Below are 24406 nucleotides of genomic sequence, written 5' to 3'. Positions count from 1 at the left end.
TCCGTCAGAAGAGGCCGAGGGCCGAGAAGCGGAGGACCACCTGGGGCGCTACGGAGAGCGCGACTCCCAGGACGGCGGTCACGCCGAGGGCGGCGGTGAGCGGGGCCGGGACGCGGTGTTCCGCGGGCTCGCCCTCGGGGGCGCGGAAGAGCAGAGCTGTCCACTGGAGGTAGTAGACGAGCGCGATCACCACGTTCACCGCCATGACCACGGCAAGCCAGCCGAGGCCGGCGTCGACGGCCACCGAGAACACGGTGACCTTCGCGAAGAGACCGATGACACCCGGCGGGAGGCCCGCGAGGCAGAACAGGAAGAAGGCCAGGAGCAGGGCGGCCAGAGGACTGGCCGCGTACAGGCCGCGGTAGTCGCTGATGCGGTTCCGGGCCCTCGTACGGCCCACGAGGGCGGCCACGGCGAAGGCTCCGAGGTTCACCGCCCCGTACATCAGGGCGTACGCCACGGTGGACCCGATCGCCTTGTGGGCGTCCGCGGAGTAGGCGGCTGCGGCGATCGGCACCAGCAGGTAGCCGGCCTGGCCGACGGAGGACCAGGCGAGCAGGCGTACCGCGCTGTACGCGCGCGTGGCCTGCTGCCGGAGTGCGCCGACGTTGCCGACGGTCATGGTGAGGGCGGCCAGCGCGGCGAGCGCGGGGCCCCAGACGTCGGAGTACGACGGGAGGGCGACGACGGTGACGAGGATCAGGCCGGAGAAGCCGACCGCCTTGCCGACGACCGACAGGTAGGCGGCGACCGGCAGAGGCGCCCCTACGTAGGTGTCCGGCACCCAGAAGTGGAACGGCACCGCCGCCGTCTTGAAGGCGAAGCCCACGAGGGTGAGGACGACACCCGTCTGGGCGAGTGTGTGGAGCTGGCCGTCCACGTGCTGGATCCGGTCGGCGATCTGGGTGAGGTACAGGGTGCCCGTGGAGGCGTACACGAAGCTGATGCCCATGAGACTCACGGCGGTCGCCGTGACGGAGGACAGGAAGAACTTCAGGGCGGCTTCGGACGATCTCCTGTCGCCGTGCCGGATGCCGACAAGGGCGAACGCGGGCAGGGAGGCGACCTCCAGGGCGACGACGAGGGTCGCCAGGTCGCGCGAGGCGGGCAGCAGGGCGGCGCCGGCCGCGCTGGAGAGCAGCAGGAACCAGAACTCCCCCGCGGGGACTTCCTTCTTGGCGTCCTTGAGGGCGGTGACCGACAGGAGGGCGGTGAGGAAGGCGCCGGCGAGGACGAGGAACTGGATGGCGAGGGTGAATCCGTCTGCCGTGTAGCTGCAGACGTGCGGGTTCCCCTTCACGCAGAAGGTGGCGCGGTCACCGTCCAGCAGGGGCAGCAGCGTGAGCATCGCGGCGGCTAGTCCCGTGAGGGAGATCCACCCCAGGACTGTCTTCCGCCGCTCTTCGAGGAAGAGGTCGGCGACGAGGACGACGAGTCCGACGACCGCCGTGAGCGTGGGCGGCGCGATCGCCGTCCAGTCGACGGACTGGACGAGGGAACTCATCGGATGCCTCCTGCGAGGAGCTGCTGCACGGCCGGGTCGGTCAGGCCGAGGAGGGCCTTCGGCCACAGGCCGGCGGCGACGGTGAGGACGACCAGCGGTGTCCAGGCCGCGAAATCGTAGCTGTGGACGTCGGCGAGCCGGGGGGCGTCCTGAGGGGCGGCGCCCATGCAGACGCGGCGGACCACGATGAGCATGTAGGCGGCGGTGAGCAGGGTGCCGAAGGCGGCGATCGCCATGAAGGTGAGGAACGCCGGGCGGCTGAGCCCGGCGGCGGGCCTGAACGCGCCGAACAGCGCGAGCATTTCACCCCAGAATCCGGCGAGGCCGGGCAGGCCGAGCGAGGCGACGGCGCCGAAGGCGAGCAGGCCGCCGAGGCGGGGAGCCCTGCCGTAGAGCGCGGCGCCGGTCTTCTCGGACAGGGTGTCGAGGTCGGTCGTGCCGGTGCGGTCCTTCAGCGCGCCGACCAGGAAGAAGAGGAGGCCGGTGATGAGGCCGTGGGCGATGTTGGCGAACAGGGCGCCGTTGACGCCGGTGGGGGTCGCCGTGGCGATGCCGAGGAGCACGAAGCCCATGTGGCCGACGGAGGAGTAGGCGATCAGCCGCTTGAGGTCGCCCTTGGCACCCTGCTTGGCGAGGGCGAGGCAGGCGAGGGATCCGTAGATGATCCCGACCACGGCGAAGGCCGCGAGATACGGCGCGAAGGTGTGGAAGCCGTGCGGCGCGACCGGCAGGAGGATCCGTACGAACCCGTACGTGCCCATCTTCAGCAGGACCCCGGCCAGCAGGACCGAGCCGACGGTAGGCGCGGCGGTGTGGGCGTCGGGCAGCCAACTGTGCAGAGGCCACATCGGCGCCTTGACCGCGAGCCCGATCCCGATCGCCAGAACGGCGATGACCTGCACGGATGCGGTGAGTGACCGGCCGTTGTCAGTGGCGAGTGCCATCATGTCGAACGTGCCCGCCTTGATCCCGATCAGGAGCAGGCCGAGCAGCATGACGACGGAGCCGAGCAGCGTGAAGAGGATGAACCTCCAGGCCGCCCGGGTCCTCCCCTCGCCGCCCCAGCGGGCGATGAGGAAGTACATCGGGATGAGGACCGTCTCGAACGCGAGGAAGAACAGCAGCAGGTCGAGGACGGCGAAGGTCGCGAGGGTGCCGGTCTCGAGGACGAGCAGCAGTGCGACGAAGGCCTTCGGGGACGGGCCCGTGGGCGGCTTGGCGTACGAGTAGAGCGCGCAGAGGAAGGTCAGCAGCGCGGTCAGGAGCAGAAGGGGGAGCGAGATGCCGTCGATGCCCAGGTGGATCCGCACGTCGAGTGCGGGGATCCACCTGATGTCGGTCATGGCCTGCATCTTTGACGGGTGGTCATGGTCGAAGCCGAGCGCGAGGGCGATCGCCGCGATGAGCACGGCTCCGGTGACCGTCACGCCGTGGCGCAGTACGGCCTGCTCGGGCGACTTCCCCTTCAGTCCGGGCGGGGCGGGCAGGAGGGCGGCGACCGCGCCGATGAGCGGCACGACGACGACGAATGCCAGAAGGAACTGCATCACGGACTCGCTGATATCGATCACGCCTGCTCACGCTCCCGTGGCGACGAGGAGGGCGGCCACCGCCAGGACGACGGTGCCGGCGAGCAGCGCGCTCACATAGGTCTGCACATTGCCGGTCTGGGCGCGCCGTACGGCGGCGCCGAGCAGGCGGGGCAGGGCACCGGCGGCGCGTACGTAGGTCTCGACGACCTCACGGTCCAGGAAGCGGACGAGGCGCGCGCCGGCCCTGACCGGGCGGACGAAGAGCGCGTCGTACACGGCGTCCAGGTGGAAGCCGACGGCCGCGTGGCGGTGCAGCGGGCCGAGCAGGACGCGGCCGGGGTCCGCGGGGTCGGGCGCGTTGGCCACGTCGCCGTACGCGGGCGTGTGGCTCGCGATGGCCTCGGCCTCGACCAGCCCGGCGTCCGCCTCGGGGTGGGCCGCGAGCGCTCCCAGGGGGGCGCGGGCGGCGAGCGCCGTGGTGCGCTGCCAGACGCCGTACGTCACGAGTCCGCCGACCAGGGCGAGGCCCGTGCCGAGGACGGAGGTGGTGAGGGTCGGGGTCAGGCCGCTTCCGCCGAACCAGTCGGGCAGGACGCGGTAGGCGAGTCCGAAGGTGAGTGAGGGGACGGCGAGCGCCCACAGCACGGCGTTCATGACGAGGGGCTGTCTGCCGTGGTCGGGGGCCTCGGCCCCGTGGCCGCGGAAGGCGAGCAGCCACAGGCGGGTCGCGTAGGCGGCGGTGAGCAGGGCCGTGACCAGGCCGACGACGAGAACGATCCAGCCCGCGGCGCCGGGAGCGCGCTCGGCGTGGCCGGTGGTGGCGTGCTCGGCGGCGGCGAGGACGGATTCCTTGGAGAAGAAGCCGGCGAACGGCGGGATCGCGGCGAGCGCCAGGAGCGCCACGGTCATCGTCCAGTAGGCGTCGGGAACGCGGGCGCGCAGGTCCTTCATACGGGACATGGCGGCCAGGGAGTTGGTGCCGGCGGCGTGGATGATCACGCCCGCGGCGAGGAAGAGCAGCGCCTTGAAGGCGCCGTGGGACAGGAGGTGGAAGACGGCGGCCCCGCGGTCGCCGACGGCGAGGGCACCGGTCATGTAGCCGAGCTGACTGATCGTCGAGTACGCGAGGACGCGCTTGATGTCGTCCTGGGCGAGCGCCGTGAGCGCCGAACCCGCCATCGTCACGGCGGCCATGACGGCGAGGACGACCATCGCGGCCGAGGAGGCCTCGAAGACCGGAAGGAGACGGGCGACGAAGTAGACACCGGCGGCGACCATCGTCGCGGCGTGGATCAGCGCGGAGACGGGGGTGGGGCCCGCCATCGCGTCGGGGAGCCAGGTGTGCAGCGGGAACTGCGCCGACTTGCCCGCCACGCCGGCCAGGAGCAGCAGCGCGATCAGGGTCGGATGGTGCAGTCCGCCGCTCGCGACGGTACCGAGGACCGTGGTGATACGGAAGGAGCCGGCGTCGGCGGCAAGGGCGAACAGGCCGATGAGGAAGGGGACGTCGCCGAGCTTGGTGACCAGGAAGGCCTTGAGGGAGGCGGCGCGGGCCTCGGGGGTCTCCCAGTAGTGGCCGACCAGGAAGTAGGAGCAGATGCCCATGACTTCCCAGCCGACCAGCAGCACGATCAGGTCGCCCGAGTAGACGACCAGGAGCATCGCGGAGGTGAACAGGGAGACGAGAGCGGCATAGGAGGGGTAGCGCGGGTCGTCGCGCAGATAGCCCGTCGAGTAGATCTGCACGCAGGAGGCGACGACGCCGACCAGGACGGCGACGAGGGCGGCGAAGCCGTCGATGTGCAGGGCGAGTTCGATCGGAACCGAGCCGGTGGGTGTCAGCTCGGTGGCCGCGTCGACGGCTCGGCCGCCGCCCTGGCGCGCCGCGACCAGTACCGCCAGCACGAGCGAGGTGAGGGTCGGCAGGACGGCGAGCGGGCGGACGAAGCCGGGGGCGGTGCGGCCGAGCAGCAGGCCGGCCGTGGCGCCCAGGAACGGAAGGAGGGGAACGAGGACGGCGAGGGTGGTCGTGGTCACGCGGTGGCCTCAGCCTTCTCCGCCGCTGGGGCGTCGCTTTCGTGGCCCTCGGCGGTGTCGCGGAGCCGGTCGATGTCCGCGGTGCCGCGGTTGCGGTGGACGGCGAGGACGATCGCGAGGCCGATGCCGATCTCGGCGGCTGCGATGGCGATGGTGAACAGGGTCAGGGCCTGGCCGGAGTGCAGCGTCTCGCGGGCGGTCCTGCTCAGCCAGACGTCGAAGGCGACGAGGTTGAGGTTGACGGCGTTGAGCATCAGCTCGACCGACATCAGGACGAGGACCGCGTTGCGGCGGGCGAGGACGCCGTACAGGCCCGTGCAGAAGAGCAGGGCGGACAGCACGGCGGGATAGGCGAGGTGCATCAGCGGGCGCCTTCCTTCTCGCGTCGGCTGCCCGGGACGGTCGGGGTGCCCGCCGGGGTGGGCGTCGTGTCGGCCTTGGCCTTGCGGGAGAGGACGATCGCGCCGACCAGGGCGGTGAGGAGGAGGACGGAGAGGGCCTCGAAGGGGAGGACCCAGTACCGGAACAGGCTCGCGCCGGTGACCTTGGTGGAGCCGGACGCGGGGCCGCTCAGGTCGATCCAGGTCGTGCGGAAGGCGTCCACGACCACCCAGACCAGGGCGCCCGCGGCGGCCACCGCCACGGTGAGGGCGGCCCAGCGGTTGCCGGAGTCGGCGTCCGGGGACGGGCCGATGGGGGCCTTGGTGAGCATCAGACCGAACAGGAGGAGGACGACGACGGAACCGACGTAGATGAGGACCTGCACCCAGGCGATGAACTCGGCGGTGAGCAGGAGGTACTCGACGGCGAGGCCGCCGAGGGTCGCCACGAGCCACAGGGCGGCGTGCACGAGCTGCTTGGTGGTGACGGTGACGAGCGCGGCACCGAAGGTGGCGATGCCGACGAGGAGGAAGGCGATCTCGACGCCGGTCGGGGAGAGGAAGCCGTGGGTGCCGGCGGCAGCCGTGGCCGTGGTCAGTGCGGCGGAGGCGGGGGTCACGACTCTCCTTTCCGGGGATCGGTGGGGTCAGGGGAACTGGCGGGACCGGTGGGACCGGTCGGGTCGGTCGGGTCGGTCGGGTTCGGCTGGGCTGCGGCGAGCTTCTCGGCGGTCTTGCGCGCGGCGGCGATCTCCTTGGGTTCCTCCGCGCCCGCGTCCAGGGCGGGCGGGGCGGGCACCGTCCACATCCACTCGCGGAGCTTGTCGCGCTCGTGGGTGAGGTCGCGGATGTCGGTCTCGGCGTACTCGAACTCCGGGGACCAGAACAGGGCGTCGAAGGGGCAGACCTCGATGCAGATACCGCAGTACATGCAGAGGGAGAAGTCGATGGCGAAACGGTCGAGGACGTTGCGGCTGCGCTCGCGTCCGCCGGGGGTGGCGGGCGGGACCGTCTCCTTGTGGGAGTCGATGTAGATGCACCAGTCCGGGCACTCGCGGGCGCAGAGCATGCAGACCGTGCAGTTCTCCTCGAACAGGCCGATGACACCGCGGCTGCGCGGCGGGAGCGCGGGCTGGGTGTCCGGGTACTGCTCGGTGACGGACTTCTTGGTCATCGTGCGGAGGGTGACCGCCAGGCCCTTGGCGAGACCGGAGCCAGGGATCGACTTGCGGGTCCGCTCGGCGGGCGCCGAGGGGTGGCGAGGGTCGGGCGAGGGGCGGGACATCAGGAGATCATCACCTTGACGATGCCGGTGAGGGCGATCTGGACGAGAGCGAGGGGGACGAGGACGGTCCAGGAGAGCTTCTGGAGCTGGTCCTCACGCAGGCGGGGGTAGGTCACGCGCAACCAGATGACGACGAAGGCGAGGAGCGCGGTCTTCACCAGCGTCCACAGCCAGCCGAGGCCGACGGCGCCCCAGGGGCCGTGCCAGCCGCCCAGGAAGAGGACGGTGGTCAGACCGCACAGGACGATGATTCCGGCGTACTCGGCGAGGAGGAACAGGGCGAAGCGGAGGCCGGTGTACTCGGTGTAGGCGCCGAAGATGATCTCCGAGTCGGCGACGGGCATGTCGAAGGGCGGGCGCTGGAGTTCGGCCAGGCCGGCGACGAAGAAGACGAGTGCGCCGATGATCTGCCAGGGCAGCCACCACCACTCGAAGGCGGCGGTGATGCCGGGCAGGGAGACGGTGCCGGCCGCCATCGCCACCGAGGCCGCGGCGAGCAGCATGGGGAGTTCGTAGGCGAGGAGCTGGGCGGCGGTGCGCAGGCCGCCGAGAAGGGAGAACTTGTTGGCGGAGGCCCAGCCGGCCATGAGGGAACCGAGGACGCCGACGCCCATCACGGCCAGGACGAAGAAGATGCCCGCGTCGACGGCCTGCCCGACGGCGCCCTCGCTCGGGCCGATCGGGATGACGAGGAGGACGAGGAGGTAGGGCAACAGGGCTACAGCGGGGGCCAGTTGGAAGATGCGACGGTCCGCGCCCGTCGGGACGACGTCCTCCTTCTGCGCGAACTTCACGCCGTCGGCGATGAGTTGGGCCCAGCCGTGGAAGCCGCCCGCGTACATCGGGCCGAGGCGGCCCTGCATATGGGCCATGACCTTGTGCTCGGTCTGGCCGACGATCAAGGGGAAGGTGAGGAAGACGACGAACACGGCGAGGAGTCGCAGGGCGACGTCGAGAGCGCCGTTCACTGCGTGCCTCCGGAGGGGTCGTCGGGGGTGGGGGGTTAGGGTTCGTAGGGGGGTGCGGGCTGCGGGGGTCGGGCACCGCCGCGGTGGGCTTCACCCGGGCGCGCTTCACCGGGGCCGGCCTCGCTGTCCTCCCGCGCCTCGGTCGGCGGTTCGGTGGCGGACTCGGGCTCGGGCTTGCGCGCGGGCTCGGGCTCGGGCTCGGGCTCGTCGAAGGCCGGGCGGGCGTGGTGCCAGGGGGCGTCCGCGCTGCGCGTCACGGCAGGGGGCTCGGCGGGCGCGTCCTGGGATGCTGACGCGTCGGCCCGTTGCGAAGCGGAGCCTTCGGAGGCGCTGCGTGCGCGCCGGGGGCCTGCGGGGCCGGTCCCCGGTCCCGTACCGCCCGCCGCACCACGCTGCGAGGCCGAGCCCTCCGACGCACTCCGCGCACGACGCGGACCCGCCGAAGCCGCCGGACCCGCCCCGGAAACCTCCGCACCACGCTGCGACGCCGAACCCTCCGACGCACTCCGCGCACGACGCGGACCCGCCGCGCCGCGCTGCGAGGCCGAGCCCTCCGACGCGCTGCGCGCTCGACGTGGCGGTGTCGGTGTCTCGGGGGCGGCGGCCGGGGTCTGGCTTGCCGAGCCCTCGGTTGCCGTGCGGGTGCGGCGTACCGGGCGGTCGCCTGCCGGGCGACGGGCCGGTGCCGGGGGAAGCTGGCCCTTCAGCGGACCCCACTCGTTCGGGTCGGGGACGCCCGGGGGCAGCATCTGGCGGCGCTTGGGGCCGCCGTGCTCGGACTCGCCCGGTTCCTTCGCGCCGGGCCAGGCCTTGGCGACCCGGGCGGCCAGGACGAAGTCCTTGCGCAGGGGGTGGCCCTCGAAGCCCTCGGGCAGGAGGAGGTGGTCCAGCGCCGGGTGGCCCTCGAAGGTCACGCCGAACATCTCGTGGGTCTCGCGCTCGTGCCAGGCCGCGCCCGCGTAGACCGCCACGGCGGAGTCCAGCACGGGTGCCTCGTGCGGGACGGTCGTACGGACGAGCAGGCGGCGTACCGGGGACAGGGCCACGACATGCGCCGCGACGCGCAGGCCCGTGCCCGGTTCGTCGACGGCGCTCAGCCAGTCGAAGTAGGTGCAGCCCAGTTCGTCGCGCGCCACGCGCAGCGCCTCGGTCCAGTCCGCCGGCGGTACGTCGACCGTCAGGACGTCGTACGACTCCTCGGCCGTGGCCTGCGGACCGAAGAGGTCCTCGGCGGACGCGGGCAGCCAGCCGACCCCGGTCATCGCCCCTCCCCCGTGTCCGAACCCGTCGTGTCCGAGCCCGTCGTCTCCGAACCCGTCTTCCCCGAGCCCGTCGTCGACGGCGGCCGGACAAGACCGCTCTGCAACGCGGCGGCCGACGGCCGCGCCGTCCCGTACCGCTGCGCCAGCGACTCGCGCGCGATCTTCTCCTGGAGCTTGAGGATGCCCTGGAGCAGTGCCTCGGGGCGCGGCGGGCAGCCGGGGACGTACACATCCACCGGGATGATCTGGTCGACGCCCTTCGTGACGGAGTACGAGTCCCAGTACGGGCCGCCGCAGTTCGAGCACGCGCCGAAGGAGATCACGTACTTCGGCTCGGGCATCTGCTCGTACAGGCGTTTGACGGCCGGGGCCATCTTGTCGGTGACCGTGCCGGAGACGACCATCAGGTCGGCCTGGCGCGGGCCGGGTGCGAACGGGATCACCCCGAGACGGATGAAGTCGTGGCGGGCCATCGACGCGGCGATGAACTCGATCGCGCAGCAGGCGAGGCCGAAGTTGAAGACCCACAGCGAGTAGCGGCGGCCCCAGTTCAGGACCACCTTCATCGGCTCGGGGGCGAGGCGTGCGAGCGTGCCGAGCCGCTGCGGTTCCGGCACGGACACCGGCTCACGGGAAGCCGCAGGAGTCGAGGGGTTCACGTCCATGACAGAACGCCCTTCTTGTACGCGTACAGCAGTCCCACGGCCAGGAAGCCGAGGAAGACGAACATCTCCACGAGCGTGGTCGCGCCGTACCGGGGATCGGCGAAGACCGTCGCCCACGGGAAGAGGAAGATCGAGTCGACCGCGAAGATCACGTACAGATACGCGTAGACGTAGTAGCGGATCTGGGTGTGCGCCCAGCCCTCGCCGACGGGGTCCACCCCGCACTCGTACGTCAGAAGCTTCTCGGGAGTGGGCACGACAGGGCGCAGCAGGCGGCCCGCGCCGAAGGCGACGGCGACGAAGAGCACGCCGACGACGGCGAGCAGCCCGACGACGGAGTAGGAGTGGAAGTAGCCCGCCGCGACGACGGTTCCGGCGTTCCCGGCGGTCCTCGCGCTCCCGGTCTCCGCCATGACAGCGACGGCGGTCGGATCCGGCACGTCAGCTCCTCGCTCCCTGACCTCGTGACCCTGGTGAACGTCGTGGTCGACGTTCAGTACGCACGGGAGTCTAGGCCCTGCTAAAGAGAGGGTAAGCAGACTGCTGCACGAGGTGGGGTTTCCCCCAGTGAACCTCGGCGGTCCGCCTCATGGCACGGGGACGCGGCGTTACGGCAGGCTTGCGGGCATGAGCGAACGAGGCAGGCGGATATGACCGCACGCGAGACGAACCCCGGTGCCCCGGACGGCGAGCGTCCGCCGCCCGTACGTCCTGCCCTGGACGCGTCCACCTGGCGCGAGATCGCGCATCTCCTCATGAACCTGCTGACGTCGCTGGTCGGGTTCATCTACGTGGTGACGGTGCTGGCGCTCGGCGTGGGGCTGACGGTGACCGTGATCGGGTTCCCGGCGCTTGCGCTGGGGCTGCTGGGCGCGCGGCAACTGGGCAAGCTGGAGCGGGCGCGGGCCAGGGCGCTGCTCGGGGTGCGGATACAGGAGCCGAGCCCGATGCCGCTGCGCAAGGGCGGCGGGATGTTCCAGCGGCTGTGGATGGCGCTGAAGGACCCGGTGGCCTGGCGGACCTGCCTGTACGACTTCATCCGGCTGCCCTGGGGGATCCTGACCTTCACGGTGACGCTGGTGTCGCTGTTCGTCCTGTGGCCGCTCCTGCCGTACCTCGCCCGCGGGCTGACGAACGTGGACCGGGCCATGGTGCGGGGGCTGCTGTCGCCCTCCGACGAGCTGGAGCGGCGTGTCCGGGAGCTGGAGCAGGGCCGCGGGGTCGTCGTGGACACAGCGGCGGCCGATCTGCGGCGCATCGAGCGCGACCTGCACGACGGCGCGCAGGCCCGGCTGGTGAACCTGGCCATGGGGCTCGGGCTGGCCAAGGAGAAGCTGCTGGAGGACCCGGACGCGGCGGCGGCCATGGTCGACGAGGCGCACGGCGAGGTGAAGCTGGCGCTGCAGGAGCTGCGGGACCTCGCACGGGGAATCCATCCCGCGGTGCTCACCGACCGCGGCCTCGACGCCGCGCTGTCGTCGGTCGCCTCGCGGTGCACGGTGCCGGTGCGGGTGACCGTGGACCTGCCCGCGCGCCCTGCCGAGGCGATCGAGGGCATCTCCTACTTCACGGTCTCCGAGCTGCTGCAGAACATCAGCAAGCACAGCGGGGCCGCGTCTGCGTCCGTCGACGTGTGGCGGAGCGGGGAGCGGCTGCTCATCGAGGTACGGGACGACGGCCGGGGCGGCGCCCGGCTCGACGGCGGTACCGGGATGGCGGGACTCGCGGAGCGGCTGGGCGCGGTCGACGGCCTGTTCGTCATCGACTCGCCGACCGGTGGCCCGACGACCGTCACGGCGGAACTGCCCTGGCGCGACCGGGAGAGCGAGCCGCAACGGAAGTAGGCCGAGCAGAGAGAACGGAAGCAGGCCGGACAGAGACAGGACGCGGTCGTAGCGGTCGTACACGAGGGTGTGCGACCGCTTCGCCGTACGCGGGGCCGGATGCCCGGGAAGCCGGATGCCCGGGAATGGGGGTGGGGAAAACCCCCGGTCCAAGACGCCGACCGGCTCCATGGTCGGGCGGGCGCGCGGGCAGCAGAGTGGAGAGCACGGTCGGCCGCGCGGGCGGACCGGGTCGGGCTGGGCTACGAGGAGAACGGACGACACCGATGGCCACGCACTACGGGCAGGGGTACGGAGAGTGGGGCGGCCCTGGATCCCAGGGCGCCGGGGAACGGGCGCACCGGCTTCCGGCCGCGCTGCGGGCGCCGTTCGAGGGGCGCACCTGGGGCGAGTTCTGCTATCTGCTGCTGGGCCTGCCGATCGGGATCGTGATGTTCGCATGCAGCGTCACCCTGGTCTCCGCAGGGGCCGGCCTGCTGGTGACGTTCCTGGGGATCCCCGTCCTCGCGGGGGCCCTCGCGGCCTGCCGCGGCTTCGGGGCGCTGGAGCGGGCCAGGGCGCGTGGGCTGCTGGGGCTCGACGTGGCCGCTCCGGAACCCCTGGTGGTCAAGGGTGACGGGCCGATGGCGTGGATCGGGGCGATGCTCAAGAGCGGCACGTCCTGGCGTCAACTGCTGTACACACTGGTGCAGTTCCCGTGGGCGGTGTTCTCGTTCATCGTAGGGGTGGCCTTCTGGACGACCGGGTGGGCGCTGCTGAGCTATCCGCTGTGGTTCTGGGTCTTCCCGATGTTCGGCGGTCAGGGCGGCATCCAGCTCTACGGCGACGACATGCACCGGGTCTATCTCGACAACCCGCTCGAGATCTCGGTGACCGCCCTGGTGGGGCTGCTGATCACGCTGGCCACGCCATGGATCGTCCGGGGGCTGACGTCGGTGGACCGGCTGCTGGTGTACGGGCTGCTCGGGCCGTCGCGGCTGGCGACGCGGGTGGTGGAGCTGGAGTCGGACCGCGGGGTCGTCGTGGACACGGCGGCGGCCGATCTGCGGCGCATCGAGCGCGATCTGCACGACGGCGCGCAGGCCCGGCTGGTGAACCTGGCGATGGATCTGGGGCTGGCGAAGGAGAAGCTCACCGAGGACCCGCAGGCGGCGGCGCGGATGGTGGACGAGGCGCACGGCGAGGTGAAGACGGCGCTGCAGGAGCTGCGGGACCTCGCGCGGGGGATCCACCCCGCGGTGCTCACCGACCGCGGCCTGGACGCCGCGCTGTCGTCGGTCGCCTCGCGGTGCACCGTGCCGGTGCAGGTGGAGGTCGACCTTCCCGCACGGCCGGTCCCGGCGATCGAGGGGATCGCGTACTTCACGGTCTCCGAGCTGCTGCAGAACATCAGCAAGCACGCACGGGCGTCGCGGGCGACGGTGGACGTGTGGCGGGTGGAGAACCGGCTGCTGCTCCAGGTCACGGACAACGGGATCGGCGGCGCCGACGCCGCCCACGGCTCGGGCCTCGCGGGGCTGGCGGCGCGCCTCGACGCCGTGGACGGGGTCCTGGTCGTGGACTCGCCGCCCGGGGGACCCACCCGGATCACCGCGGAGCTGCCCTGGCGGACGTGACACACCCCCGCTCCCCCGCGGCCCTCGCGCGGTCGGTCCCCTCACCGGCCGCGTGAGGGCCACGCCTGTTATCCACAGGCGGTGCGCGCACCGACAGGAATGCTGAGATGCTGGGGGCTGCCGTTGAGACGGGAACAGACGGCAATCGACCCCGGCCCGTGCCAGGTGCGGGCAGGGAAGAGGCTGTGGGGGGCCGAAGATCGTGGAGGACAGGGTGCGAGTGGTCATCGCCGAGGACTCAGTGCTGCTCAGGGAGGGGCTGACCCGGCTGCTGACCGACCGCGGGCATGACGTCGTCGCCGGGGTCGGGGACGGGGACGCGCTGATCAAGACCATCACCGAGCTGGCGGACGGCGGCGAGCTGCCGGATGTCGTCGTCGCCGACGTCCGCATGCCACCCACCCACACGGACGAAGGCGTCCGGGCCGCGGTGACGCTGCGCGCGAGGTATCCCGACCTGGGCGTGCTGGTGCTGTCGCAGTACGTCGAGGAGCGGTACGCGACCGAGCTGCTGGCCGGTTCCAGTCGCGGCGTCGGCTATCTGCTCAAGGACCGGGTCGCCGAGGTGCGCGAGTTCGTGGACGCCGTGGTGCGGGTGGCCCGGGGCGGCACCGCGCTGGACCCGGAGGTGGTGGCTCAACTGCTCGGCCGCAGCCGCAAGCAGGACGTCCTGGCCGCGCTCACCCCGCGCGAGCGGGAGGTCCTGGGACTCATGGCCGAGGGGCGGACGAACTCCGCGATCGCCCGGCAGCTCGTGGTGAGCGACGGAGCCGTGGAGAAGCACGTCAGCAACATCTTCCTGAAGCTCGGGCTGTCCCCGAGTGACGGGGATCACCGGCGTGTTCTGGCCGTGCTCACCTACCTCAACTCCTGATCGTCCGACACTGACTCGTACCTCTGAAGTACCAGAACTAAAGGATGAGCAGGGGCCGTCTTCACCCAGCAGCGCCCGAGGGCCGTGCAGACCGTGACGAACCGGGGCGTAGGACCGTCGTGCGATGGGTTCCGTCGTACGAACGGCCCAGGGAAGGCGACCCTCACCGACGTAGGGTTGATCCTGGGAAGGCCGGCGGGACGGCTGCTCCCAGAACAGCAGCCTCGAGGGAGGTCCAGTTCAGTGACCAGCCAGGTCAGCAGTCCAGCGGAGCAGGCCGATGGTGCCGTCGTTACGGAACAGCGCAAACCGGCGGGAACGAAGGACGTACAGCGCCTGAACCGGGTGATCATCCGGTTCGCGGGGGACTCGGGCGACGGTATGCAGCTCACGGGTGACCGTTTCACCTCGGAGACCGCGTCCTTCGGCAACGATCTGTCCACTCTGCCGAACTTCCCCGCGGAGATCCGTGCCCCCGCAGGCACGCTCCCGGGTGTCTCCTCGTTCCAGTTGCACTTCGCCGACCACGACATCCTCACGCCGGGGGACGCGCCGAACGTCCTGGTGGCGATGAACCCGGCCGCCCTGAAGGCGAACCTGGGCGATGTGCCGCGGGGCGCGGAGATCATCGTGAACACGGACGAGTTCACGAAGCGGGCGATGCAGAAGGTCGGCTATGCCGCGAGCCCTCTGGAGGACGGGTCGCTGGACGGCTACAACGTCCACCCCGTGCCGCTGACGACCCTCACGGTCGAGGCGCTCAAGGAGTTCGGCCTCAGCCGCAAGGAGGCCGAGCGCAGCAAGAACATGTTCGCGCTGGGCCTGCTGTCGTGGATGTACCACCGGCCCACGGAGGGCACCGAGGCGTTCCTGAAGTCGAAGTTCGCGAGGAAGCCGGAGATCGCGGAGGCCAACATCGCCGCGTACCGGGCGGGGTGGAACTTCGGCGAGACGACGGAGGACTTCGCGGTCTCCTACGAGGTCGCCCCGGCCACGAAGGCGTTCCCGGTGGGGACGTACCGCAACATCTCCGGGAATCTGGCGCTGGCCTACGGTCTGATCGCCGCCTCGCGCCAGGCGGATCTGCCGCTGTTCCTGGGCTCGTATCCGATCACCCCGGCCTCGGACATCCTGCACGAGCTGTCCAAGCACAAGAACTTCGGCGTACGGACGTTCCAGGCGGAGGACGAGATCGCCGGGATCGGCGCCGCCCTGGGCGCGGCCTTCGGCGGCTCGCTCGCGGTGACCACGACCTCCGGTCCCGGCGTGGCGCTCAAGAGCGAGACGATCGGTCTCGCGGTGTCCATGGAGCTGCCGCTGATCGTGGTCGACATCCAGCGCGGCGGCCCGTCCACCGGCCTGCCGACCAAGACGGAGCAGGCGGATCTGCTCCAGGCGATGTACGGCCGCAACGGCGAGGCCCCGGTCCCGGTGGTCGCCCCGCGCACCCCGGCGGACTGCTTCGAGGCGGCCATGGAGGCGGCGCGGATCGCGCTCACCTACCGCACCCCCGTCTTCCTCCTGTCCGACGGCTATCTCGCCAACGGCTCCGAGCCCTGGCGCATCCCCGACCTGGAGGAACTCCCGGACCTCAGGGTGCGGTTCGCGCAAGGTCCCAACCACACCCTGGACGACGGCACCGAGGTGTTCTGGCCGTTCAAGCGCGACCCGCGGACCCTGGCCCGCCCGTGGGCGATCCCGGGCACGCCGGGTCTGGAGCACCGCATCGGCGGCATCGAGAAGCAGGACGGCACGGGCAACATCTCGTACGACCCGGCCAACCACGACTTCATGGTCCGTACCCGCCAGGCCAAGATCGACGGCATCGACGTCCCCGACATCGAGGTCGACGACCCGGACGGCGCCCGGACGCTCGTCCTCGGCTGGGGCTCGACGTACGGGCCGATCACCGCGGCGGTACGGCGTCTGCGCACGGACGGTGAGTCCATCGCGCAGGCCCACCTGCGGCATCTGAACCCCTTCCCCGCCAACCTGGGTACGGTGCTGCGCCGCTACGGCAGGGTCGTGGTCCCCGAGATGAACCTCGGTCAGCTCACCACCCTCGTCCGGGCCGAGTACCTGGTCGACGCCCGCCCCTACACCCAGGTCAACGGCATGCCCTTCAAGGCCGAACAACTCGCCACGGCGCTCAAGGAGGCCATCGATGGCTGAGACGTCCACGGACGGCAGGAGCACGACCGAGGCGCTCGCCCTCGTCCCCAAGGCCGCGGCCAAGCAGTCCATGAAGGACTTCAAGTCCGACCAGGAAGTGCGCTGGTGCCCCGGCTGCGGGGACTACGCGATCCTGGCCGCCGTCCAGGGCTTCATGCCGGAGCTGGGCCTGGCCAGAGAGAACATCGTCTTCGTCTCGGGCATCGGCTGCTCCTCCCGCTTCCCGTACTACCTGAACACGTACGGCATGCACTCCATCCACGGCCGGGCGCCCGCGATCGCGACGGGGCTCGCCTCCTCGCGCCGTGACCTGTCCGTGTGGGTGGTCACCGGTGACGGCGACGCGCTGTCCATCGGCGGCAACCACCTCATCCACGCCCTGCGCCGCAACGTCAACCTCAAGATCCTGCTGTTCAACAACCGGATCTACGGTCTGACCAAGGGCCAGTACTCGCCCACCTCCGAGGTCGGCAAGATCACCAAGTCGACGCCGATGGGCTCGCTGGACGCCCCCTTCAACCCGGTGTCGCTGGCGCTCGGCGCGGAGGCGTCGTTCGTCGCCCGCACCGTGGACTCCGACCGCAAGCACCTGACCGAGGTACTGCGCCAGGCCGCCGCGCATCCGGGCACCGCCCTGATCGAGATCTACCAGAACTGCAACATCTTCAACGACGGCGCCTTCGACGTCCTCAAGGACCGTGAGCGCGCCGAGGAGGCCGTGATCCGGCTGGAGCACGGGCAGCCGATCCGCTTCGGCGTCGACAACGCGCGCGGCGTCGTACGGAACACGCGGACCGGGGACCTCGAGGTCGTCACGGTCACCCCGGACAACGAGGCGGACATCCTCGTCCACGACGCGCACGCCGCGACCCCGACCACCGCGTTCGCGCTGTCCCGGCTCGCCGACCCGGACACCCTTCAGGGCACCCCGATCGGGGTCTTCCGCTCCGTGGAACGCCCCGTCTACGACAGCCAGATGACCGACCAGCTCGACGCCGCCACCGAACGGCACGGCAAGGGCGACCTCGCCGCGCTGCTCGCCGGGGGCGACACCTGGACCGTCGTCGGCTGACCGCCCCGACCGCCGTTCACGAGGCCCGGACGCCGTGTGCGTCCGGGCCTCACCACGTCCTGTGCATGGGACCGACCTCGCGCAGCCGAGGCGCCTCCCCGTGCCCGTACAACCCCACCCCGGGGGCGTCACGTCCGTATCGACCTCGTCCCGCCGATGTCATGACCGTATGGCGATACGGGCATGACTTCCGAGGGTGCGCGGGTTTACCTTCTTGGAGGCTGCACGGGAGCAGCCATGTGCACGAGAAGGAGGGCCCGTGGCCGAGAAGCCGAAGGGCGAGGGGCGGACAGGTCTGCTGAACGGCTTCGCGGCGTACGGAATGTGGGGGCTCGTCCCCCTCTTCTGGCCCCTGCTGAAGCCCGCCGGGGCGATGGAGATCCTCGCCCACCGAATGGTCTGGTCCCTGCTCCTGGTCGCCGTCGCCCTGCTGGTGATGCGGCGCTGGGCCTGGGCGGGCGAGCTGCTGCGGCAGCCGCGCAAGCTGGCGTTGGTCACGGTCGCCGCGGCCGTCATCACCGTGAACTGGGGCATCTACATCTGGGCCGTGAACTCCGGCCATGTGGTGGAGGCCTCACTCGGCTACTTCATCAATCCGCTCGTGACCATCGCGATGGGCGTACTGCTCCTCAAGGAACGGCTGCGTCCTCTCCAGTGGGTGGCGGTCGGGGTCGGCTTCGCCGCGGTGATCGTCCTGACCATCGGCTACGGCCGCCCGCCGTGGGTCTCGCTCTGCCTCGCCTTCTCCTTCGCCACGTACGGCCTGGTGAAGAAGAAGGTCAGCCTGGGCGGCATCGAGTCACTGGCCGCGGAGACCGCGGTGCAGTTCCTGCCCGCGCTGGCGTATCTGGTGTGGCTGTCTACGCACGGCCAGTCGACGTTCACCACCGAGGGCGCCGGGCACGCGGCGCTGCTCGCGGCGACCGGCGCGGTCACCGCCCTCCCCCTCGTCTGCTTCGGCGCGGCGGCGATCCGGGTGCCGCTGTCCACGCTCGGCCTGCTCCAGTACCTCGCGCCGGTCTTCCAGTTCCTGCTGGGCATCCTCTACTTCCACGAGGCCATGCCACCCGAGCGCTGGGCGGGCTTCGCCCTGGTCTGGCTCGCGTTGATCCTGCTGACCGGCGACGCATGGCGCTCGGTACGGAGGCCGCGGACCCGGATCAGCGTGCCGGGGGCTTCCCGGGTGGACTCCGCGCGGGTGGACGCGGACGTGTAGCCGAGTTCGAGTGCTCAAGCGGCCAAGTGAAAGGGGGCGCTGAAGTGTCGAACAGCGAGCCGGAGCGGGAGCCCTTCTCGCCCTGAAGCAACTCGACACATTTGACGAGACGCTGCTGCTCCTGGCTGAAGCTGCCGGACGAGGCGGCGGAGGGCGACGACTACCGGTGCATGGCCGAACTGCTCGACCACCTCGGCCTGGACGCCGCTCTCCGCGACCTGTGTGTCCGGGCGCGCGACGACAGCGTCGACGAAGGGATTCGCAAGGCCGCCGAGGACTTCGGCGACACGTGAACGCACGCACGGTCACACGCCGACCGCACATCACGAACAGCGGAAGCCCTGCCAGGAGTGGTCCTGGCAGGGCTTCCGTGCGACTGGGGCCGTGCACTCAAGCCTTGGACGACGCGCCCAGCAAGGCGGTGGCGTTCGAATGCCGAGGTCGGGCATCATCAAGGCCAACTACCCGAAGAGCAAGGGGACTTACGCAGAGGGTGGGACGGGGGCGGGTGAACGGGATGTCGGGTTCCGGACGGACCGGTGGCGCCGCCGACGGGGTGGCCTCCGGCACGGTGGGCTCGAACGCGACGGTGCCCGTGTCTCACATGCGCCGACTCGTCAATATCTGTGACGCATGCACGAGGGTGAGGCGACGCCAGAACCCCGAGGCGAGGACTTCACTGAACCAGTCGATCCTTTACTGCGATGCTTTGTAAGGTCGATCTCCAAATCCAAGATCGAACGGGGGAAATCATGGCGAAACCAGAATTCTACGTCTCGGCGGACATGGAGGCTGACGGTCCCATTCCGGGCCCGTTCTCGATGTCCAGCTTCGGACTGGCGGTCGCGGGCATGCACGACGGCATTGCGTTCAAGGCATTCGATCCGGCCGAGCGCACCTTCTATGCAGAACTGAAGCCGATCAGCGACGCCTACGACCCAGAAGCCCTGGCGGTCAGCGGCCTGGACCGCGACCACCTGGCACGTGAAGGGCAAGAACCCTCCCAGGCCATGGACGCCGCGGCCGCCTGGCTGGCCGACGTCTCCGACGAATTGCGCGCCACTCCGGTGTTCGTAGCCTATCCACTGAGCTACGACTGGATGTGGATGTACTGGTACTTCATGCGATTCGCCAGCAATGGCTCCCCCTTTGGTCATTCCCGATGTCTGGACATCAAGACCCTGTACGCGACGAAATCAGACTCGCCGATCACTGGATCGACGAAGCGCTCGATGCCGCAACAGCTGCTCCCCACACGCCCGCATACACACAATGCGCTGGACGACGCGATCGAACAGGCCGAGTTGTTCCAGAACTTGATGCAGTGGAAGAGATCAGAGGCTGACCTTCGAGCGAGGGCCGGCGAGCTGCCGTCGGCGCGCCTCGATGGGCGGAATACAAGAGGCGGCTGAAAGCTGCGGATCAGGAGTTGCCTCGCCCCATCGAGCGTTCGGCGCGTGGCACGACTGGGGCACCGCCCGCCGACAGTCGGCGGGCTCGCTCCGGAGGTTTCGGCTCAGCGCCTCGGAGAGGCCGTCTCGTTCGCCGAAGAGGCCCATGGGGATCAGAAGAGGCCCGCCGGTGAGCCGTACGGGGAGCACCTCCTGGAGGTGGTGGAGATCCTCGTCTCCGGCGCCGGTGTCCGCGACGAGGATCTGCTGATCGCGGCCGTACTCCACGATGTCGTGGAGGACACCGACCGCACGGCCGGGGAGGTCGGTGAGCAGCAGCGACTCGACACACACCCGCGTCCCAGGCGTTCCTACTACCGCGAGACGTGCCGCCACGTGGTACCCCTCGCCGCAGGGGGTCCCGTGGTTCGAGGCGGCCTTCGAGGAGTGGCGGAAGTTCTACCGCCACCTGGAGGGTGAGGCACCCGCAGCGGGGGGCTGACGCGCAGTCGCGGTTGAAGCAGGCGGAATTACTCACCTTGCCGTACGCACCGCACGCGTCACGCAGACGGTGAAGAAGGTCCGCGTCCGACAGGCCGACGGCCCGGCCGCCCGGTGCACTAAGGTGATCAACTGCCTTGAACCCAAGGGGTCATCGAGAACATCGGGGGAACGATGGACGCTGTACCCACAGGAGGTCCCCACGCCACCTGGGCTGCTTCCGGCGCTGCAGGTCCGAACGCGGCATACCGCAACCAGACACTGCGGTACAGCGACGTCGAACTGGGCTTCGACGAATCGGTCGATTTCAAGACCGTCAAGCGGCTCTGGCTGCTGGCCGCGATGGCGTCGTTCTTCGTGTTCTTCCTGTTCGGTGTGCTGCCCGCGATCTCCCAAGGAAACATCGACGCCCTCGATACCGCTCTGCCCATCTCGATAGTCGTCTTCTGGCTCGCCCTCCTGCTGACGCGACTCAACGAACCGATCTCGGAGTGGAAGACGCTCCTGGAGGACAAGGCCGCGGCCTCCTCCTCCGCGTACGCCGCGATCTACGGTTCCCTGGCCCGCCGCCGTATACCGGTCACCGCCGTACCCACCCGGGTCCGCAGCGACATCGTCCCTGAAGTCGTACACAACCGGCTCGTCGTCAAGAGCGCCCGATACGTGGCGTACGTGACCGTCTTCGCCTACGGCACCAGCCTGTACGTCGGCTGGACGATGTGGCGCAGCCGTCCGGGTGCCGTCGTCATCGGGCACTTCCTGAAGGACATCATCGGCTCGGTGGTGAACCGCACGGGCAGCCTCAACCAGATGCTGCGCACCGACCGGCCGCGCGCCATGCGGGAGGCCGTGCACTCGGCGGCGAGGGAGGGCGTGGAGATCGCGATCCAGGGCATCGAGGTCCCCCTGGCCTCGACGTTCGGCCAGGAACCTCCGATCCAGACGGTGACAGTCTCCCCGGCCCCGCCCACCCCATCGACTCCGCCCACCCCGTCGGCCCCGCCCAGTCCCGGCTACGCTCCGCCGGGGCCGATGCCGGGCGGACCCGTAGGACCCGCTCCTGCCACCGGCCCGATGAACGACGTCAACACCCTCGGCCTCAGCGGTCGCCCGGGTCCGCCCGGACCGCCCGCACCTCCGCAGCCGGGGCCTAACACGCCTGGCTGGAACGGTAGTTGAGCGGACACGGGGCCTCGGGCGCCGGTGTGCTGACCGTCTCCGACGGCATGACCGTGTGGGCCTGGACGGCCGTGCGGATCGATGCCGCCGCCGACCTCACCGAGACCAAGGAGTACGCGGACCTGGCGGAGACGGAGCGCCGGGTCAAGGCGGTCGCTGCCGAGACGGCGTGGCTGAGCGGACAGTGGGACGCAGCGCACGGCGAACGGCTCGAACTGCGGTATCTCACCGACCCGTCCGAGCGCCGGATCTCCTGCGCTCTGCTCGGCCGCGTCCAGGCGCCCACGCGAGCCGGGGCGGAGGCCGCCGCGCTGACCCTGCGAGCCCGGCTCGCCGCGCTGCCGCGGCATGTGATCGCGAGCCCGGTCGAGGAACCGGCCGAAGTGGCCCGGCTGCTCACGCCGTTCACGCCCGAGGCGGTCGCCGGTGTGGCCGAGATCCGCAAGCGGTACCGCACGGGTGTGCCCAACCGCCCGGACGCGGGGGTGCGGTACTACCTCTCGCCGCAGCCGTTCACCGCGTCCGCCCCACCGTGGGACGCCCTGTGGAGGGCGCTGACGGAGCACCCGTACCCGGTGATGCTGACCGTGGGCCTGGAGCCGTACGTCATCCCGGACGACCTGGGACCACTGCTGCACCGGGTCGCCACTCAGTACGGACGGCTCGGTACCCAGGGGCAGTTGCCGGACGGCTTGTGGTCACCGGGTGTTCAACTCGCCCCGGATTCCTTCGCCGTGGACGCCTCCCGGGTCTACGCGGACGCCGCACGACGCTACACCGACCGCGCCTTTCGCCTCCGGATCGCCCTTGCCTCGCCCGCCCGACTGCCCGAGTCCCTGGCCGAGTTGGTCGGCGCGACGATCTCTCCGCAGGAGCAGGCACGCGAACAAGGCGTACTCACCGAGACGTTCACCGGTCCCGCACATTGCGTGATCTGGCCCGCGTCAGGTGAACTGCCCGCCGCCTGGCACGGGTTGACCACCCTCGAACAGACCCGTTGGGGTGGCGACCACGGCTGGCGACTGCCCGAGGTCCTCGCCCCACCGCTGCGCCTGCTGGCGGATCTGGTCGACGCCCGTGAGGCGGGTGCCGCCTTCCGGCTGCCGCTGGCCGTGAGCGGCCACATGGCCGGGTTTCCGGTACGGCGTCCGGGGCTCGCCGGGGAGACGGCGTACCGCGCGGAGGGGCCGTCGATCACCCTGGGCCGTCAACTCGTCAACGACACATCCGCCGGGCCGCTCGGTATCGGCCTGGGCGACCTGACGCGCCACGCGCTGTTCGTGGGAACGACCGGCTCGGGCAAGACGAACACGACGCTGGCGTTCTGCGAGCAGCTCTGGCGCGACCACCATGTGCCCTTCCTGGTCCTCGAACCGGTCAACTCCGAGCTGGACGACTACCGTTGGCTCGCCACCCGGCCCGGCTTCGAGGACCTCCTCGTCCTCACCGTGGGGGATGAGACGACGGCTCCCCTGCGGTTGAATCCCTTCGAGGTGCCGACCGGGGTGCGGATCAGCACACACATGGCCGGGCTGATGGCCTGCTTCGACGCGGCGTTCGGCCTGTGGGACCCCTTGCCGAGCATCTACAACCGGGCCCTGCGGGCCACGTACACGCGCAGGGGCATCGTGCCGACGGACATCGCGAGTGAGGCGCACGAGTGGCCCACCCTGCGGGACTTCACCGCCGAGATGCGCAAGCAGTGCGAAGCACTCGACTACTCCGGCGAGGTACGGGACAACATCATCGCCGCCTCCGTGCTGCGCGCCGAGGCGCTGGCCGAGGGCCCCTGCGGCAGCACGCTGGACGTGGCCCGGTCGTATCCCGTGGCCGAGTTGCTGAGCCGCCCTGTGGTGATGGAGCTCGCAGCGGTGGGCGACAACGAGAAGGAACAGTCACTGGTCACCGCGCTGATCCTGCAGTCGATGACCGAGCACTACAAGGCGAACCGCTCGGGCGGCTCCCTCGCCCACATCACCGTGATCGAGGAGGCGCACCGCCTGCTCGGCCGGCCTGTCGGGCAGTCCGGCGACGCCAAGGAAGGCAACGCCCAGGCACGCGCGGCCCAGGTCTTCGCCAACACCCTTGCGGAGAACCGAAAGTACGGCGAGGGCATCGTGATCGTCGAGCAGGTGCCGGGCAAGTTGGTGGAGGACGCGTACAAGAACACCAACCTGAAGGTGATGCACCGCCTGCCGGCCGCGGAGGACCGCGAACTCATCGGCGGCACCATGCGCTTCTCTCCTGACCAGGAGCGGTACGCGGCCACCCTGGAGCCCTTCCAGGCCTTCGCCCACCATGACCGTCTGGACCGCCCGGCCCTGGTCGCGGTACCGGACGTACGCGCCGCGGCGGCCCGCGAGGCGGGGGTACCACGGGCTCCCCTGGCCACCTCACATCAACTCACCGCCCGCTTCCGCGACTTCGCCGCCTCGAAACGTCCGGTGACGGAAGCGCTGGCTCCTTTCCCGGAGTGCGAGGGCTGCAGCCACCGCTGCGCGTTCCGGTCCCGAGCGGGGACGGCGGTGTGGCCGGAGGACGGGAAGGAGTTGCGGGAACGGGTGAAGACGTACCCGAAGTCCAAGCCGGAACAGGCGGCTTGGTGGCAGTCCACGGCGGCCTGGATCAGCGACCTTGCGGACAGGGTCCCGCTCCCGGACCGGGACACCACGCCCGCCTCCTTGTCGGACTACCGGGCTTGCGTCTTCATCCACGTCGTCCGCTCGGCCTGGCAACGCAAGACTCTCCCGTGGGTGCGTCTGTACCGCACGCACCTGTCCTCCGGGGGTGACACGTGAGCGACCGCCCTGTCGAGCGACCGACACAGCCGGAGGCGCCAGCCGCGCCGGAGCCGATGGAGGCTCCGGATCCGGAGGGGACAGGGGGTGCGGGAGAGAACGCAGGCGCC

General features: G+C 70.5%; 21 protein-coding genes. 11 read left to right on the top strand and 10 right to left on the bottom strand.

Going from position 1 to position 24406, the window contains the following annotated elements:
• Positions 1-4 precede the first annotated feature (4 nt).
• From NGF19_RS11280 to NGF19_RS11235, 10 genes are read right to left on the bottom strand one after another with little or no spacing between them, the layout of a single operon-like run.
• Positions 5-1504 (bottom strand): NADH-quinone oxidoreductase subunit N, encoded by a 1500-nt coding sequence (locus NGF19_RS11280; protein ID WP_252424556.1) that lies wholly within the window; start codon positions 1502-1504, stop codon positions 5-7.
• The gene (locus NGF19_RS11275) at positions 1501-3075 is read right to left on the bottom strand and encodes a complex I subunit 4 family protein (RefSeq protein WP_252424555.1); all 1575 of its coding nucleotides are present in this window, start codon (positions 3073-3075) and stop codon (positions 1501-1503) included. The genes NGF19_RS11280 and NGF19_RS11275 overlap by 4 nt, the downstream gene beginning before the upstream one ends.
• A 6-nt stretch (positions 3076-3081) precedes the next feature.
• Positions 3082-5073 carry an NADH-quinone oxidoreductase subunit 5 family protein gene (locus NGF19_RS11270; RefSeq protein ID WP_252424554.1) on the bottom strand — a complete coding sequence of 664 codons (1992 nt, stop codon included), beginning with the start codon at positions 5071-5073 and terminating at the stop codon, positions 3082-3084.
• Positions 5070-5435 (bottom strand): NADH-quinone oxidoreductase subunit NuoK, encoded by a 366-nt coding sequence (nuoK, locus tag NGF19_RS11265; RefSeq protein WP_252424553.1) that lies wholly within the window; start codon positions 5433-5435, stop codon positions 5070-5072. The genes NGF19_RS11270 and nuoK overlap by 4 nt, the downstream gene beginning before the upstream one ends.
• Positions 5435-6073 carry an NADH-quinone oxidoreductase subunit J family protein gene (locus NGF19_RS11260; RefSeq protein WP_252424552.1) on the bottom strand — a complete coding sequence of 213 codons (639 nt, stop codon included), beginning with the start codon at positions 6071-6073 and terminating at the stop codon, positions 5435-5437. Before NGF19_RS11260 ends, nuoK begins: the two co-directional genes overlap by 1 nt.
• The gene (locus tag NGF19_RS11255) at positions 6070-6738 is read right to left on the bottom strand and encodes a NuoI/complex I 23 kDa subunit family protein (protein WP_372505646.1); all 669 of its coding nucleotides are present in this window, start codon (positions 6736-6738) and stop codon (positions 6070-6072) included. The genes NGF19_RS11260 and NGF19_RS11255 overlap by 4 nt, the downstream gene beginning before the upstream one ends.
• Positions 6738-7706, bottom strand: a complete 969-nt coding sequence (locus tag NGF19_RS11250) for a complex I subunit 1/NuoH family protein (RefSeq protein ID WP_252424551.1) — start codon at positions 7704-7706, stop codon at positions 6738-6740. Before NGF19_RS11250 ends, NGF19_RS11255 begins: the two co-directional genes overlap by 1 nt.
• A gap of 35 nt (positions 7707-7741) precedes the next feature.
• The gene (locus NGF19_RS11245) at positions 7742-8968 is read right to left on the bottom strand and encodes an NADH-quinone oxidoreductase subunit C (protein ID WP_252424549.1); all 1227 of its coding nucleotides are present in this window, start codon (positions 8966-8968) and stop codon (positions 7742-7744) included.
• Complete coding sequence (locus NGF19_RS11240) at positions 8965-9633, bottom strand: NADH-quinone oxidoreductase subunit B (RefSeq protein ID WP_252424547.1); 669 nt, start codon at positions 9631-9633, stop codon at positions 8965-8967. Before NGF19_RS11240 ends, NGF19_RS11245 begins: the two co-directional genes overlap by 4 nt.
• Positions 9624-10046 (bottom strand): NADH-quinone oxidoreductase subunit A, encoded by a 423-nt coding sequence (locus NGF19_RS11235; protein ID WP_252424727.1) that lies wholly within the window; start codon positions 10044-10046, stop codon positions 9624-9626. Before NGF19_RS11235 ends, NGF19_RS11240 begins: the two co-directional genes overlap by 10 nt.
• A 237-nt stretch (positions 10047-10283) precedes the next feature.
• Here NGF19_RS11235 and NGF19_RS11230 point away from each other — a divergent pair, with 237 nt between their 5' ends.
• From NGF19_RS11230 to NGF19_RS11180, 11 genes are all read left to right on the top strand, one after another.
• A complete protein-coding gene (locus NGF19_RS11230) occupies positions 10284-11477 on the top strand; it encodes a sensor histidine kinase (protein ID WP_252424545.1) in 1194 nt (397 codons plus the stop codon).
• Positions 11478-11743: 266 nt separating this feature from the next.
• Positions 11744-13093 (top strand): sensor histidine kinase, encoded by a 1350-nt coding sequence (locus tag NGF19_RS11225; RefSeq protein ID WP_252424543.1) that lies wholly within the window; start codon positions 11744-11746, stop codon positions 13091-13093.
• A 214-nt stretch (positions 13094-13307) separates the two neighbouring features.
• The gene (locus NGF19_RS11220) at positions 13308-13967 is read left to right on the top strand and encodes a LuxR C-terminal-related transcriptional regulator (protein ID WP_308288474.1); all 660 of its coding nucleotides are present in this window, start codon (positions 13308-13310) and stop codon (positions 13965-13967) included.
• A gap of 243 nt (positions 13968-14210) precedes the next feature.
• Complete coding sequence (locus NGF19_RS11215) at positions 14211-16139, top strand: 2-oxoacid:acceptor oxidoreductase subunit alpha (RefSeq protein WP_252424539.1); 1929 nt, start codon at positions 14211-14213, stop codon at positions 16137-16139.
• On the top strand, positions 16132-17211 hold the full coding sequence (locus NGF19_RS11210) for a 2-oxoacid:ferredoxin oxidoreductase subunit beta (RefSeq protein WP_252424537.1): 1080 nt from the start codon (positions 16132-16134) through the stop codon (positions 17209-17211). The genes NGF19_RS11215 and NGF19_RS11210 overlap by 8 nt, the downstream gene beginning before the upstream one ends.
• 259 nt (positions 17212-17470) lie before the next feature.
• Positions 17471-18427 carry an EamA family transporter RarD gene (gene rarD, locus NGF19_RS11205; protein ID WP_252424534.1) on the top strand — a complete coding sequence of 319 codons (957 nt, stop codon included), beginning with the start codon at positions 17471-17473 and terminating at the stop codon, positions 18425-18427.
• 101 nt (positions 18428-18528) lie between these two features.
• Positions 18529-18720, top strand: coding sequence for a hypothetical protein (locus NGF19_RS11200; protein WP_252424532.1), 192 nt, complete (start codon positions 18529-18531; stop codon positions 18718-18720).
• Positions 18721-19179: 459 nt separating this feature from the next.
• Positions 19180-19839: a 3'-5' exonuclease family protein gene (locus NGF19_RS11195; RefSeq protein ID WP_252424530.1), complete on the top strand. Its 660-nt coding sequence runs from the start codon at positions 19180-19182 to the stop codon at positions 19837-19839.
• A gap of 45 nt (positions 19840-19884) precedes the next feature.
• Positions 19885-20298 (top strand): HD domain-containing protein, encoded by a 414-nt coding sequence (locus tag NGF19_RS11190; RefSeq protein WP_252424528.1) that lies wholly within the window; start codon positions 19885-19887, stop codon positions 20296-20298.
• Positions 20299-20493: 195 nt separating this feature from the next.
• A complete protein-coding gene (locus NGF19_RS11185) occupies positions 20494-21498 on the top strand; it encodes a hypothetical protein (protein ID WP_252424744.1) in 1005 nt (334 codons plus the stop codon).
• Positions 21495-24296 (top strand): ATP-binding protein, encoded by a 2802-nt coding sequence (locus NGF19_RS11180; protein ID WP_252424526.1) that lies wholly within the window; start codon positions 21495-21497, stop codon positions 24294-24296. Before NGF19_RS11185 ends, NGF19_RS11180 begins: the two co-directional genes overlap by 4 nt.
• The last annotated feature ends 110 nt before the right edge of the window (positions 24297-24406 follow it).

Origin of the sequence: Streptomyces macrolidinus (assembly GCF_023887685.1) — a bacterium.
In the GTDB taxonomy this organism is placed as follows: Bacteria; Actinomycetota; Actinomycetes; order Streptomycetales; family Streptomycetaceae; genus Streptomyces; species Streptomyces macrolidinus.
This window is presented reverse-complemented; position numbering and strand designations above follow the sequence as displayed.

Excerpts from the sequence above, each read along its gene's own strand:
- NGF19_RS11280 (WP_252424556.1), bottom strand. The coding sequence starts at position 1,504 with ATGAGTTCCCTCGTCCAGTCCGTCGACTGGACGGCGATCGCGCCGCCC.
- nuoK (WP_252424553.1), bottom strand. The coding sequence starts at position 5,435 with ATGCACCTCGCCTATCCCGCCGTGCTGTCCGCCCTGCTCTTCTGCACG.
- NGF19_RS11255 (WP_372505646.1), bottom strand. The coding sequence starts at position 6,738 with ATGTCCCGCCCCTCGCCCGACCCTCGCCACCCCTCGGCGCCCGCCGAG.
- NGF19_RS11245 (WP_252424549.1), bottom strand. The coding sequence starts at position 8,968 with ATGACCGGGGTCGGCTGGCTGCCCGCGTCCGCCGAGGACCTCTTCGGT.
- NGF19_RS11240 (WP_252424547.1), bottom strand. The coding sequence starts at position 9,633 with ATGGACGTGAACCCCTCGACTCCTGCGGCTTCCCGTGAGCCGGTGTCC.
- NGF19_RS11235 (WP_252424727.1), bottom strand. The coding sequence starts at position 10,046 with ATGGCGGAGACCGGGAGCGCGAGGACCGCCGGGAACGCCGGAACCGTC.
- NGF19_RS11230 (WP_252424545.1), top strand. The coding sequence starts at position 10,284 with ATGACCGCACGCGAGACGAACCCCGGTGCCCCGGACGGCGAGCGTCCG.
- NGF19_RS11225 (WP_252424543.1), top strand. The coding sequence starts at position 11,744 with ATGGCCACGCACTACGGGCAGGGGTACGGAGAGTGGGGCGGCCCTGGA.
- NGF19_RS11210 (WP_252424537.1), top strand. The coding sequence starts at position 16,132 with ATGGCTGAGACGTCCACGGACGGCAGGAGCACGACCGAGGCGCTCGCC.
- NGF19_RS11195 (WP_252424530.1), top strand. The coding sequence starts at position 19,180 with ATGGCGAAACCAGAATTCTACGTCTCGGCGGACATGGAGGCTGACGGT.
- NGF19_RS11185 (WP_252424744.1), top strand. The coding sequence starts at position 20,494 with ATGGACGCTGTACCCACAGGAGGTCCCCACGCCACCTGGGCTGCTTCC.